A 12,307-nucleotide genomic window follows, 5' to 3' on the forward strand; every position below is an offset into this window, starting at 1 on the left:
GCCCCCGGGGGCTGTGCCGGGGTCGATCCGCTACGCGGGGGATCGACCCGGCCGGTCCCCCGGCGGTGCGGGCGGGGGTCAGAGCCAGACGAACTGGCTGCCCGCGGCGTGGGCGACGGTGCGGGTGGCCTGGGCCAGCTGCTCCTGGTCGACGGCGGTGGGCTGGTGGCCGTCGCGGAAGGCGGAGCTGGTGACGGTGACGTAGCTGCGCACCGCCGCGACCCGGCTGAAGCGCGCGTTGGCGGGCGGCATCACCGGCGGCGGGGTCTCGTCCTCGTCGGTGGCGGTGGTCTCCGGGAGGACGAAGGCGACGTCCGAGGCGTTGCCGGTGAGCACTTCGGCGGCCTCGCGGGCGCTGGTGTCGTCCTTGAAGCGCAGCACCGTGACGGTGGTGAAGACCTCGCCGTCCGTCCGGGTGTAGGTGGCCCCGATGTAGCCCGCGCAGCCGATCTTCCGCACCCGGGAGGCGCTGCGGCCCGTCACGACCTTGGCGCAGTCGGTGCCCTGCTGGGCGGCGGAGCGCGCGGCCTTGGCGGTCCCCACGCCCAGGGTGTCCTTCGCCGGGAAGTACTGCTCGACGGCGAAGCCGTCCGGCGCGGCGGAACCGGTCGGCGCGGCGGCGGCGCCGGCCGTCGGACGGGTGCCGGCCGCGTCCTGGGAGTCACCGAAGCCGCCGAGCAGGCTCTCGCCGCTGCGGTCCATCCAGAGCACCACCGCGAGGCTCCCCACCAGCAGGAAGGAGACCGCCGCCCACAGCCGGGGCGAACCCCGGCGCCGAGACCGGGCGTGCCCCCGGGGGCCGCCCTCCCCGGCGGAACCGGCCTGGGCTGGATCACGGTGCGGGGCGGTGCCCTCCCCCTGCTGTGTCATGGCACCGGAGTCTATGCGGACTGATCTTGAACGGCCAGGCGGGGCACTCCCCGGCGCGCAGGGGGGCGTTCGTGAGCTGGGTCACTACTGTACGCGGTGACACTGTGACAACCGGTCAAAGGTCGCGGTGGATCTTCTGGAAGGTTCCGTACTGGCGCGGCCCGCACCCCGAAGGCAGGATCTGGCCCATGGATCTCCTGGACACGCTGGTCACCAAGGGTCTCCGCCGCGAGCTCCCCACCCGGGAGGAGGCCCTCGCCGTACTGGCGACCTCGGACGACGAACTGCTCGACGTGGTGGCGGCGGCGGGGCGGGTGCGGCGGCAGTGGTTCGGCCGCCGGGTCAAGCTCAACTACCTGGTCAACCTCAAGAGCGGCCTCTGCCCCGAGGACTGCTCGTACTGCTCGCAGCGGCTCGGCTCCGAAGCCGGAATCCTCAAGTACACCTGGCTGAAGCCGGCCCAGGCCGCCGAGGCCGCCGCCGCCGGGGTGTCGGGCGGCGCCAAGCGGGTCTGCCTGGTGGCGAGCGGGCGCGGGCCCACCGACCGGGACATCGACCGGGTCGCGGACACCATCGCCGCGATCAAGGGGCAGCACGAGGCGGTGGAGGTCTGCGCCTGCCTGGGGCTGCTCTCCGACGACCAGGCCGAGCGGCTGCGGGCGGCGGGCGCCGACGCGTACAACCACAACCTCAACACGGCGGGCGACCGGTACGCGGACATCTGCACCACCCATGACTTCCAGGACCGGGTGGACACCGTGCGGCAGGCGCAGGCGGCGGGTCTGTCGGCCTGCTCCGGGCTGATCGCGGGCATGGGCGAGAGCGACGCGGACCTGGTGGACGTGGTCTTCTCACTGCGCGAGCTGGACCCGGACTCGGTGCCGGTCAACTTCCTGATCCCGTTCGAGGGAACGCCGCTGGCCAAGGAGTGGAACCTCACCCCGCAGCACTGCCTGCGCATCCTGGCGATGGTCCGGTTCGTCTGCCCGGACGTGGAGGTGCGGCTCGCCGGAGGCCGTGAGGTGCATCTGCGCACCCTCCAGCCGCTCGCCCTGCACCTGGCGAACTCGATCTTCCTGGGCGACTACCTCACCAGCGAGGGCCAGGCCGGGCAGGCCGACCTCGACATGATCGCGGACGCGGGCTTCGAGGTGGAGGAGAGCGGCCGCACCACCCTGCCCCGGCACCGGGCCGAGGCGGCCGCCGATGCCGCCGATGCCGGCTGCGGCAGCGCCGGCGGGGGCTGCGGGCCGTGCGGCGGCGCGGCGCAGGAGCCGGCGGTGGAGCCGGCCGGGGTCGCGGTGGCGGCGCAGCCCGGGGAAGCGCGTACCGATCTGGTGCAGGTGCGGCGGCGCGGTGCCGGTACCGACCTGCCGCCGAACGCCTGACCGATGCACCAGGGAACCATGGCACACGGCAAGGAGCGGGACGTGGCGCCGCTGACCCCGAGCGCGCTGCTGGAGCTGGACCGGGCGCATGTCTGGCACCCGTACGGCGCGATGCCGGCGGCGGTGCCGCCCTATCCGGTGGAGTCCGCCTCGGGGGTGCGGCTGCGGCTGGCCGAGCCGGTCGAGGGCCGACGGGAGCTGGTGGACGGGATGTCCTCCTGGTGGGCGGCGATCCACGGGTACCGGCACCCGGTGCTGGACGCGGCCGTCCAGGACCAGCTGGGCCGGATGAGCCATGTCATGTTCGGCGGCCTGACCCATGAGCCGGCGGTCCGGCTGGCGGCGACGCTGGCCCGGATCGCCCCCGGTGACCTGGAGCACGTCTTCCTGGCCGACTCCGGTTCGGTGGCGGTCGAGGTGGCGGTCAAGATGTGCCTCCAGTACTGGCGCTCGCTGGGGCGGCCCGGCAAGCGGCGGCTGCTGACCTGGCGCGGCGGCTACCACGGCGACACCTTCCACCCCATGTCGGTCTGCGACCCGGACGGCGGGATGCACCACCTGTGGGGCGGGGTGCTGCCCCGGCAGGTCTTCGCCGGGGAGCCGCCGGCCGGCCATGACGCGCCGGTCGACGCGGCGTACGCGGCGGAGCTGGCCGACCTGGTGGAGCGGCACGCGGACGAGCTGGCGGCGGTGATCGTGGAGCCGGTGGTGCAGGGGGCCGGCGGGATGCGGTTCCACTCCCCCGGCTATCTGCGGGTGCTGCGGGAGGTCTGCGACGCACACGGCGTGCTGCTGGTGTTCGACGAGATCGCGACCGGCTTCGGCCGGACCGGTGAACTGTTCGCGGCCGACCACGCGGGCGTCGTACCCGATGTGATGTGCGTGGGCAAGGCGCTGACCGGCGGCTATCTCACCATGGCGGCGACGCTCTGCACCCCGGCGGTGGCGGCGGGGATCAGCGGCGGCGAGGTGCCGGTGCTGGCGCACGGGCCGACGTTCATGGGCAATCCGCTGGCCGCCGCCGTCGCCAACGCCTCGATCGGGCTGCTGCTGGCGCAGGACTGGCGCGGCGAGGTCGAGCGGGTGGCGGCCGGGCTGCGGACCGGTCTGGCCGGGGCCGCCGAGGTGCCCGGGGTGGCGGACGTACGGGTGCTCGGCGCGATCGGCGTCGTCCAGCTGGACCATGAGGTGGACGTGGTCGCGGCGACCCGGGCGGCGGCGCGGCACGGCGTCTGGCTGCGTCCGTTCCGGGACCTCGTCTACACGATGCCGCCGTACATCACCGGCGACGACGACCTGGCCCGGATCGGGGCCGCGGTCACGGCCGCGGCGGCGGCCGGTTAGCGAACGGAGCGGGAGATGGGCGTACTCGTCGTCACGGGTACCGGGACCGAGATCGGCAAGACCGTCGTCACGGCGGCCGTCGCGGCGCTGGCGCTGGCCGCCGGGCGGCGGGTGGCCGTGCTCAAGCCCGCCCAGACCGGGGTGGCCCCCGGCGAGCCCGGGGACGTGGACGAGGTGGCGCGGCTGGCCGGTCCCCTCACCCGCCGCGAGCTGGCCCGGTACCCCGAGCCGCTGGCCCCCGACACGGCCGCGCGGCGGTCCGGGCTGCCGCCGGTCGACCCGGCGCGGACCGCCGAGGCGGCGGCGCGGCTGGCCGCCGGGCACGATCTGGTGCTGGTGGAGGGCGCGGGCGGGCTGCTGGTCCGCTATGACGAGCGGGGGCGGACCCTCGCGGACGCGGCTCGGGCGATGGTGGACGCGGGCCTCCCGGTGGACGTCCTGGCGGTGGCCCCGGCCGGGCTGGGGACGCTCAACGGTACGGCGCTGACGGCCGAGGCGCTGTCCACCCGGGGGCTGCCGCTGCTGGGCGTGGTGGTCGGCTCCTGGCCCGCGCACGCCGATCTGGCGGCGCGCTGCAACCTGGCCGACCTGCCGGTGGTGGCGGGGGCGCCGCTGCTGGGGGCGCTCCCGGCGGGCTGCGCGGCCACCGGCGGCCCCGCCTTCCTGGCCGCCGCCCGCTCCGGCCTCGCCCCCTGCCTCGGCGGCCTCTTCGACCCGGGGCGCTTCACCGCCCACCACGCCGCGCCGCTCCCGGCGGGGGTGGGGTGAGTCGGCGCGGGGCGGGGGCTTGTGCGCCACCGGGTGCGGGGGTGTACGGGGGCGGGGGGTTGGTCGCGCAGTTCCCCGCGCCCCTGCCGACGTACGGCACCCGTAACAGGGGCCGGGCCGGTGCGCCACCCGGGGGCGGGGGTACGGCAGGGTTCAGCGTTCTACGCAGTGGGGGGGTTGGTCGCGCAGTTCCCCGCGCCCCAGCCGGGGTGCGGCACCCGTAACAGGGGCCGGGTCGGTGCGCCACCCGGGGGCGGGGGTACGGCAGGGTTCAGCGTTCTACGCAGGTGGGTGGTTGGTCGCGCAGTTCCCCGCGCCCCTGCCGGGGTGCGGCATCCCCGCCTCGAGGGCCGGGTCGGTGCGCCGCCCGGGGGCGGGGGTACGGCAGGGTGCGGGGATGTACGCGATGGTGGTGGGCTGGTCGCGCAGTTCCCCGCGCCCCGGCCAGGGTGCGGCATCCCCGCCTCGGGGGCCGGGTCGGTACGCCGCCCGGGGGCGGGGGTACGGCAGGGTTCAGCGTTCTACGCAGTGGGGTGGTTGGTCGCGCAGTTCCCCGCGCCCCTGCCGGGGCGGGTCAGGTCGCAGGGTCGGCAGAGTCGACCTCGGTGGTGCCGAGGCGGGCGTACACCTCCGGGCGGCGGGAGCGCATCCGCAGCGCGACGGCGACGCCGACCAGGAAGACGACGGGCACCAGGGCGATCAGCGGCCAGTTGACGGCCGGCCCCCGCCCGGTGAACAGGTCGAACTTCCAACACACCAGGGCGGTCGCGCCGCAGAGCAGCACGGTGGCCGCCAACGGGGCGACCACGGAGCGCAGGCGTCCGACGCCGTGCCCGTCCTCGCGGCGGAAGAAGGAGAACACCGCGAAGGCGGCGAGCGCCTGGAGCAGCAGGATGCCGACCACACCGGGCGAGTTCACCCAGAGGAAGAACTGGTTGTACGGGTCGATCCCGGACGCTGCGGCGGCCAGCACGGCGAGCGCCGCCACCACGGACTGGATCGCACCGCCGATCCACGGTGAGCGGTGCTTGGGGTGGACCCTGCGGAACACGGCCGGGGCGGCCTGCTCGCCGGCGAGCGCGTAGCCGTAGCGGGTGATGGTGTTGTGGAAGGCCAGCAGCGCCGCCAGCAGGCTGGTCACGATCAGGATGCGCTGGAGGTCGGTCGCCCAGCCGCCGACGTACCGGGTCATGGCCGTGAAGAACATCCCGGACGGGTCGTCCGCCGCTGCCTTGACCACGCCCTCGTCGCCGAAGGCCTGCACGATGGCCCAGGTGATGAAGGTGTAGAAGAGGCCGAGGAAGGCGATGGCGGCGTAGGTCGCGCGCGGCACGGTGCGGTTCGGCTGCCGGGCCTCCTCGCGGTAGATGGCCGTCGCCTCGAAGCCGATGAAGGCGGCGAAGGAGAGGCCCAGCACGCCCCCCATGCCGCCCCGGAAGACATGCGACGGTGCGAACGAGGCGAAGCTCAGCCCATGCGCACCGCCCTTGACCAGCACTGCCACCGCGAGCAGCGCCAGGACGCCGGTCTCCGCGATCAGCAGCGCGCCGAGCACCTTGGCGCCGAGGTTGATGCTCCGGTAGCCGAGGAACCAGACCAGCGCCACCCCGATCAGCGCCCACACCGGCCACGGCAGGTCCAGGCCGACCAGGTCGGCGGCGGTGACCTTGGCGAAGTAGCCGAAGGCGCCGAACATGCCGATCTGGATCGCGTTGTAGGAGAACACGGCGAGCAGCGCCGCGCCCAGCCCGGCCGGTCGGCCGAGGCCCCGGGTGACATACGCGTAGAACGCTCCGGCGTTCCTGATGTGCGCCGTCATGGCGGTGAAGCCGATGGCGAAGACCGCCAGCACGATGCCGGTGGCGAGGTACGCGGCGGGGGCGCCGATGCCGCCGAAGAGGATCGCCAGCGGCGCCACACCGGCCATCACGGTGAGCGGGGCGGCTGCGGCGACCACGAAGAAGACGATGTCGCCGACGCCGAGGACGCCGCGTTCCAGCCGGGGACCGGCGGCGGCCGCCGCGCCGTCGGGCGCGGACGCGGCGCCGCTGCGGGCGGCGGGGGCCGACGGGGGTGCGGCCGAGTCGGGGTGCAGGCTCATGGGCTCTCCCTTGGCGGACGGGTGCGGGTGTCCGCTGTGACGGGTGCGGGTGCGGGCCGGTGGGGCCGGCCCGTACCTCGGGGCTGTCGACGGCCACCGGAGGCGGTGGCGACGGCCCGGCGGACGGGGGCTCGCCGGGGTGCGGTGGGGGCGTACGCGGTCAGCGGGGTCGTGCGGTCAGGGGAGGCGTGCGGTCACGGGGTGCGCGGTCCGTGGGTGCGGGTGCCGCCCAGCCAGGTGCCCAGCACCGCCACGGCCGGCAGGTCGGCGGCGGGGACCCGGTACGGGTCGGTGGCCAGCTGTACCAGGTCGGCGCGCATTCCGGGGCGAAGCACGCCCCAGAGATCTTCCTCGTACGCCTGGTGGGCGACACCGGCGGAGTAGGCGGCGAGGGCGTCCCGCAGCCCGATCCGCTGCTCGGGGAGCCAGCCGCCGGCCGGGACGCCGCCGGGGGTCTGCCGGGTGACGGCGGTGGCGATGCCGGGCAGCGGCTCATAGGGGGTGACCGGCCAGTCGCTACCGAAGGATACCTGGGCGCCGCTGCGCAGCAGTTCGGCGATCTGGTATTGGCGGCTGCCTCGGACGTCACCGATCCGGGGCAGGGTGAGCTGGGTCATCAGCTCGTCGGGCTGCGCCCAGAGCGGTTCGAAGTTGGCGGTGACGCCCAGCGCGGCGAAGCGCGGCAGGTCGGCGGGGTCCACCAGTTGCAGATGGGCGAGCACGGGTCGCCGGTTGCGCGGGCCGTTGCGCCGGGCGGCGGCTTCGACCGCGTCCAGCGCGATGCGGACGCCGTGGTCCCCGATGGCGTGGATGTGGGCCTGGAAGCCGAGTGCGTCCACGGCGGTGACGGCCTCGGCCAGCTCCTCGCCGGTCCAGTTGGCGGCGCCGTGGGAGTGCGGGCAGTCGGTGTACGGCTCCAGCAGGGCGGCGGTGCCGGACTCGATCACGCCGTCGGCGAAGAACTTGACGCTGCGCGCGGTGACCAGGCCGGCTCCCTCCGCCGCGACGCGGGCGCGGTCGGCGGCCAGTGCGGGCAGCCGGTCGCGCCAGCCGTCCGGGGCCAGCAGCAGCGCGAGGTTGGCCCGGACGCGGAGCACCCCGGACCGGGCGGCGGCGGTCCAGGCGGCCACCTGGGAGTGCTCCACCCAGGCGTCCTGGACCCAGGTGAGTCCGGCCGCCGCCAGCAGTCCGGTGACCTCGGCGAGGGCGGCCACCTGCTCGTCCAGGTCCGGCTCCGGGACGAGGCTCAGCAGCGGGTCGAGCGCGCCGAACTCGCGCAGGGTGCCCAGCGGCTCGCCGTCCGGGCGGCGCACGATCTGGCCGTGCGCCGGGTCGGGGGTGTCCGCGCTGAATCCGGCGCGCCGCAGTGCCTCGCTGTTCGCCCAGCCGGTGTGGTGGTCCATGGTGCGGAGCAGGACGGGCCGGTCGGCCACCGCCGTGTCGAGCACCCGGGCGTCGAACAGGCCGCCCTCGACCAGCCAGGGGTCGAAGGCGTCACCACGGACCCACTCGGCCTCGGGGTGCTCGGCGGCCCATCGGCGTACGGCTTGCAGGATCTCCTCGACGCTGGTGCAGTCGCGCACCGGTACGCCGCGCAGGCCGATGCCGCCGAGCAGCGGGTGGATGTGGCCGTCGCCCCAGGAGGGGAGCAGCGCGCCGCCGGCCAGGTCGACGAGTCGGGTGCGCTCGCCGCGCAGCGCGAGGGCGTCGGCGCCGAGTGCGGTGATCCGGCCCGCGGTGACCGCCAGGGCGTCGGTCACGGGCTGGTGCGGGTCGCCGGTGTGGACGGTACCGCCACTGAAGAGCACGTCGGCGTGCATCGGGGCCGCCCTCCTCTTGTTACTGAACCAGATTCGGTTAAGTTAGGCGGGCAGCTCGACTGCGGGCAAGAGTTTTATTGAAAGTAATTCAGTAAACTTTCGGTTACAAGGGGGATGATCATGGGCCGACCGCGGACACCGCTGCTCGACCGCCAGCGCATCGTGGACGCCGCACTCACGCTCGCCGACGAGGCGGGCGACCTGACCATCCCGGCGCTGGCGGGGGCGCTGCGGGTCAGCCCGTCGGCGCTCTACCACCATGTGGCCGGGCGGGCGGAGATCATCGCCCTGATGCGGCGCGAGCTGGCCCAGCGGATCGGTGACCCCGGCCTGTGGGAGCTGCCGTGGGACCAGGCGCTCGACGCCTGGGCGCACGCCTATCGCGATGCCTTCGCCGAGCACCCGGGGATCATCCGGCTGCTCGCCACCGCGCCGCTGTCCGAGCCCTTCATGCACACCCTCTACGAGGGGGCCGTCACGGTCCTCGACGAGGCCGGCTTCGAGACCGCCCAGGTGATGGGGATCATCACGGCGCTGGAGAGCTTCGTCCTCGGCTCGGCGTTGGACCTGGTGGCCCCGTCGGCCATGGTCGACGCGGTGGTCCGGGACACCACCCCCCGGCTGGCCGCCGCCCTGGACGCGGGCCCGGCCGGCCGCAGCCGCGCGGACCACGCGTTCGAACTCGGCCTGCGGGCACTGATCACCGGCTACCGCAGCCTGCTCGTACCCGTCCCGGAGCACCCGACGCCCACCACCACCCCGGTCGTACCCCCGGCGGCACGCACCGCCGCGCCCGTCCCCGGCGACGCCGTGACCGCATAGGTTCGCCGGCGGCCGTCCTGCGGTGTCGGCGTCGCGTAGGTCTCCGTGACACCGGGAGCGGCTTTCGGGCAGTCGGTAGCTGCCCTTGATCGCCCGTCACATCGGGGCGGATATTCGCTGGACAGTACCCAGGCCGGCGGTCAGCATGGGCCGGATGCAGCAGGGGAAGATCTGGGGCGCGGAGACCGCACAGCGCTATGACACGCCCGGTTCCGGCATGTTCGCGGCTGAGGTCCTGGGGCCGACCGTGGACCGCCTCGCCCGGCTCGCGGGCGAGGGAGCAGCGCTTGAGTTCGCCATCGGGACCGGCCGGGTAGCCGTCCCGCTCGCGGGGCGAGGAGTCCCGGTCACCGGCATCGAGTTGTCACCGGCGATGGTGGCGCGGCTGCGCACCAAGGCGGACGAGGCGGTGATCCCGGTGGTCATCGGTGACATGGCGACCACGGCCGCCCCCGGCGAATACACCCTGGTCTACCTCGTCTACAACACGATCTCCAACCTGCTCACCCAGGCCGAGCAGGTCGAGTGCTTCCGTAACGCCGCCCGGCACCTCGCGCCCGGTGGCCGGTTCGTGGTCGAGCTCTGGGTGCCTGAGCTGCGCAGGCTTCCACCGGGCCGGACGGCCACCGTCTGGCAGTCCGAGCCCGGCTACATCGGCTTGGACACCTACGACGTCCTGCGTCAGCACGTCGTGTCGCACCACTTCCGATTCGACGAGACCGAGCAGGCCGAGCTGTTCCGCAGCCCGCACCGCTACATCTGGCCGGCCGAACTCGACCTGATGGCGCAACTGGCCGGGTTCGAACTGGAGGCCAGGCATGCGGACTGGAGCGGCGCGGAATTCACCGCCGAGTCGCGCTCCCACGTCTCCGTGTACCGCATTCCGTCGGCGCGGTGACGCCGCGAGGGAAGTGAACCGCCCGTTTCGCCGGCGGGCCGGACGGGCGGTGGGCCGCCGCTGACAGCGGCGGCCCGCCGTCAGCACCGTCAGTGCTCGGGGACGGCAAGGGGCTTGGTCCACCTGGTCCACTGCGCGTTCGCCGCGTATCCGGCGGCCTGCCAGGTCGTACGGCCGAGCCCGTTGCGGTCCAGCACCATGGCGTCGGCCCGGCGCCCGCCGAGGGTGCGGAAGCGGGACTCGGCGGCGTCCAGCAGGGCGGTGGCGACACCCTGACGGCGGTGGTCGGGGTGGACGGCCAGCCGGTAGAGGTGGCAGCGCCAGCCGTCCCAGCCGGCGATCACGGTGCCGACGATGCGGCCGGCCCGCTCCGCGACGATCAGCGCTTCGGGGTCGCGGGCCAGCAGCCGGGCGAGGCCGTCCTCGTCGTCGGTGACGCTCCTCCCCTCGGCCGCCAGCGCCCAGAAGGCGAGCAGTTCGGCGTTCTCGGCGGGACGGGCGGAGCGGATCAGGATGTCGTTCACCCCCGTAGGTCTACCAAGGACGCCAAGCGCCCGGCCAGGGGTTTTCCACGCCCCGCCCGGCGCGGAGAACCCGGTTGCGCCACCGCCGCCCGGCCCGCGACGGTGGGCGCGCGGCTCCGCCCCGGCCGCGCACCCCCGCCGTACCCGTCCGCCCGGGGCCGCGCCGGGAGCTGCCGGCGTATCTGACCGGCCGGACGTTCCGCCCCGGCGCCGTCCACACCGAGGGCGAGGTCGACATCGCCATCGCGCAGTACTGGGACGACTGCGCGGCACTGCGCCGCCACCTGGTCGACGGCGGTCTGCTGGTCCGCACCGCCGACGGCAGCCGCTACCGCCGGGCGGCCTGACCCCGGCTCGGGGGCGCCCGCCGCTCGGTACGATGCCGGGGAACGGTGGCGGTGCGGCAAGTCGAGGGGGACGCGCGGGTGGCGGCGGAGAGGCCCGGTCCGGCGGCCGACGGCTCCGGCGGGTGGAGCGGCGACCCCCTGCTGTCCGAGCTGATGCCCTGGTCGGTGCCGGGCCCGCGCACCGGACGGGACTGGGTGCGGGCGCCCGCCGCCGACACGCTGCGGGCCCGCTGGCGCCTGCTGCTCGCCGCCGGCGAGGAGGCCGAGCGGGCCGCGCTCTTCCGGCCCAGCCGCTCCCGTACGCTGCGTACCGCCGTCGCCCAGCTGCCCGGCCGGCCGTCCTCCACCGTCCGACTGGCCCGGGAGCAGGGGCCCTGCCCCGAGCCGGTGCCGATCCGGCACGGCGCCTTCGACCGCCAGTGGCTGCTGGCCGACCACCGGCTGCTGGACGCCGCCCGCCCCGAGCTATGGCGGGTCGCGGACGACGCGCAGCTGTTCGCGGTCGTCCAGGAGCCGCCGGGCCCGGCGGTGGTCTTCAGCGCCGAACTCCCCGACGGCCACCGCCCCCGGGGCCGGGGCGCGGTCCATCCGCTGCACCGCCGCCCCGGCGGCCGGGAGGCCAACCTCGCCCCCGGGCTGACCGCGCTGCTGGCGGCGCGGCTCGGCACGGCCGTGGCCGCCGAGGACATGGCCGCCTGGATCGCGGCGGTGGCCTGCCATCCGGCGCCGCCGCACCGCCCCGGCCCCGTCGCACCGCCCGCCGTACCGCTGCCCGCCGACCCGGCGCTGTGGCGGCGCGGCACCGCGCTGGGCCGCCGGGTGCTGTGGCTGAGCACCTTCGGCGCGCGCTGCGCCGACCCGGCCACCGACCGCCCGGCCGGACGGCCCCGGATGCCCGGCGGTCAGCGGCCCTTCGTCCGGCGGCCGGTCCCCGACACGCCCGGCGGCTTCCCGGAGCAGCTGGCGTACGACGCCGAGGAGCGGGCGCTGCTGCTGGGTGACGGCCGGATCGCCCCGGTGGCGGCCGGGGCGTGGGAGTACCGGGTCGGCGGGGAGCGGGTGCTGGAGGCGTGGTTCGCGGAGCGGGCGGCCGCTGCCGCCGGGGCGCCGCCCGGCTCGCTGGAGGCGGTGCGGCCCGCCGGGTGGCCGCAGGCGTGGACGACCGAGCTGATCGACCTGGCCACGGTGCTGTCGCTGCTGGCCGCGCTGCACGGCGACCAGGCGGCGCTGGTCCGCGACCTGGCGGCGGCGCCCCGGATCGGCTCCGCCGAGCTGCGGGCCGCCGGGGTGCTGCCCGCCCCGGCGTGGGCGGTCCGGCCGGCCTCGGTGCTGAACCACCGCGAGGAGGGCCCGGACGGGCAGTTCGCCCTGCTGTGATCCGGCGGCCCGCGCCGGGCGGGGTAGGGTCGTGGCCTGCCGGGGATC

11 protein-coding genes are annotated in these 12,307 nt (G+C 75.4%); 7 read left to right on the forward strand and 4 right to left on the reverse strand.

Annotation, left to right across the window (positions count from 1 at the left end):
* Nucleotides 1–78 precede the first annotated feature (78 nt).
* On the reverse strand, nt 79–870 hold the full coding sequence (locus ACIQGZ_RS28960) for a hypothetical protein (RefSeq protein ID WP_402607574.1): 792 nt from the start codon (nt 868–870) through the stop codon (nt 79–81).
* A 188-nt stretch (nt 871–1,058) separates the two neighbouring features.
* Between ACIQGZ_RS28960 and bioB the strand changes: the two genes are divergently transcribed.
* Genes bioB through bioD form a run of 3 tightly spaced genes read left to right on the forward strand, consistent with a single transcriptional unit; the run spans nt 1,059 to nt 4,370 of the window.
* Nucleotides 1,059–2,258 carry a biotin synthase BioB gene (bioB, locus tag ACIQGZ_RS28965; protein WP_402607577.1) on the forward strand — a complete coding sequence of 400 codons (1,200 nt, stop codon included), beginning with the start codon at nt 1,059–1,061 and terminating at the stop codon, nt 2,256–2,258.
* Nucleotides 2,259–2,276: 18 nt separating this feature from the next.
* Nucleotides 2,277–3,602, forward strand: coding sequence for an adenosylmethionine--8-amino-7-oxononanoate transaminase (locus ACIQGZ_RS28970; protein ID WP_402607580.1), 1,326 nt, complete (start codon nt 2,277–2,279; stop codon nt 3,600–3,602).
* A gap of 15 nt (nt 3,603–3,617) precedes the next feature.
* Nucleotides 3,618–4,370 (forward strand): dethiobiotin synthase, encoded by a 753-nt coding sequence (gene bioD / locus ACIQGZ_RS28975; RefSeq protein ID WP_402607583.1) that lies wholly within the window; start codon nt 3,618–3,620, stop codon nt 4,368–4,370.
* Between the two features lie 574 nt (nt 4,371–4,944).
* Here the strand turns inward: bioD and ACIQGZ_RS28980 are convergent.
* Together ACIQGZ_RS28980 and ACIQGZ_RS28985 are read right to left on the reverse strand one after the other, a co-directional pair.
* On the reverse strand, nt 4,945–6,471 hold the full coding sequence (locus tag ACIQGZ_RS28980; RefSeq protein ID WP_402607586.1) for an APC family permease: 1,527 nt from the start codon (nt 6,469–6,471) through the stop codon (nt 4,945–4,947).
* Nucleotides 6,472–6,665: 194 nt separating this feature from the next.
* Nucleotides 6,666–8,291, reverse strand: coding sequence for an amidohydrolase (locus tag ACIQGZ_RS28985; RefSeq protein ID WP_402607589.1), 1,626 nt, complete (start codon nt 8,289–8,291; stop codon nt 6,666–6,668).
* A 120-nt stretch (nt 8,292–8,411) separates the two neighbouring features.
* On the opposite strand from ACIQGZ_RS28985, the gene ACIQGZ_RS28990 reads away from it, so the two are divergent.
* Nucleotides 8,412–9,113 carry a TetR/AcrR family transcriptional regulator gene (locus ACIQGZ_RS28990; protein ID WP_402607592.1) on the forward strand — a complete coding sequence of 234 codons (702 nt, stop codon included), beginning with the start codon at nt 8,412–8,414 and terminating at the stop codon, nt 9,111–9,113.
* Between the two features lie 154 nt (nt 9,114–9,267).
* Nucleotides 9,268–10,011 (forward strand): class I SAM-dependent methyltransferase, encoded by a 744-nt coding sequence (locus tag ACIQGZ_RS28995; RefSeq protein ID WP_402607595.1) that lies wholly within the window; start codon nt 9,268–9,270, stop codon nt 10,009–10,011.
* 89 nt (nt 10,012–10,100) lie between these two features.
* Here the strand turns inward: ACIQGZ_RS28995 and ACIQGZ_RS29000 are convergent, their stop codons facing one another.
* The gene (locus ACIQGZ_RS29000) at nt 10,101–10,535 is read right to left on the reverse strand and encodes a GNAT family N-acetyltransferase (protein ID WP_402607597.1); all 435 of its coding nucleotides are present in this window, start codon (nt 10,533–10,535) and stop codon (nt 10,101–10,103) included.
* A gap of 74 nt (nt 10,536–10,609) precedes the next feature.
* On the opposite strand from ACIQGZ_RS29000, the gene ACIQGZ_RS29005 reads away from it, so the two are divergent.
* Together ACIQGZ_RS29005 and ACIQGZ_RS29010 are read left to right on the forward strand one after the other, a co-directional pair.
* Nucleotides 10,610–10,882 (forward strand): DUF2087 domain-containing protein, encoded by a 273-nt coding sequence (locus ACIQGZ_RS29005; RefSeq protein ID WP_402607600.1) that lies wholly within the window; start codon nt 10,610–10,612, stop codon nt 10,880–10,882.
* Between the two features lie 153 nt (nt 10,883–11,035).
* Complete coding sequence (locus tag ACIQGZ_RS29010; protein WP_402607649.1) at nt 11,036–12,259, forward strand: type ISP restriction/modification enzyme; 1,224 nt, start codon at nt 11,036–11,038, stop codon at nt 12,257–12,259.
* The last annotated feature ends 48 nt before the right edge of the window (nt 12,260–12,307 follow it).

It is taken from the genome of Streptomyces sp. NPDC092296, from assembly GCF_044755465.1.
In the GTDB taxonomy this organism is placed as follows: domain Bacteria; phylum Actinomycetota; class Actinomycetes; order Streptomycetales; family Streptomycetaceae; genus Peterkaempfera.

Coding starts and splice junctions, on each gene's coding strand:
- ACIQGZ_RS28960 (WP_402607574.1), bottom strand. CDS start 870: ATGACACAGCAGGGGGAGGGCACCGCCCCGCACCGTGATCCAGCCCAG.
- ACIQGZ_RS28990 (WP_402607592.1), top strand. CDS start 8,412: ATGGGCCGACCGCGGACACCGCTGCTCGACCGCCAGCGCATCGTGGAC.
- ACIQGZ_RS28985 (WP_402607589.1), bottom strand. CDS start 8,291: ATGCACGCCGACGTGCTCTTCAGTGGCGGTACCGTCCACACCGGCGAC.
- ACIQGZ_RS28980 (WP_402607586.1), bottom strand. CDS start 6,471: ATGAGCCTGCACCCCGACTCGGCCGCACCCCCGTCGGCCCCCGCCGCC.
- bioD (WP_402607583.1), top strand. CDS start 3,618: ATGGGCGTACTCGTCGTCACGGGTACCGGGACCGAGATCGGCAAGACC.
- ACIQGZ_RS28970 (WP_402607580.1), top strand. CDS start 2,277: ATGGCACACGGCAAGGAGCGGGACGTGGCGCCGCTGACCCCGAGCGCG.
- ACIQGZ_RS28995 (WP_402607595.1), top strand. CDS start 9,268: ATGCAGCAGGGGAAGATCTGGGGCGCGGAGACCGCACAGCGCTATGAC.
- bioB (WP_402607577.1), top strand. CDS start 1,059: ATGGATCTCCTGGACACGCTGGTCACCAAGGGTCTCCGCCGCGAGCTC.
- ACIQGZ_RS29010 (WP_402607649.1), top strand. CDS start 11,036: ATGCCCTGGTCGGTGCCGGGCCCGCGCACCGGACGGGACTGGGTGCGG.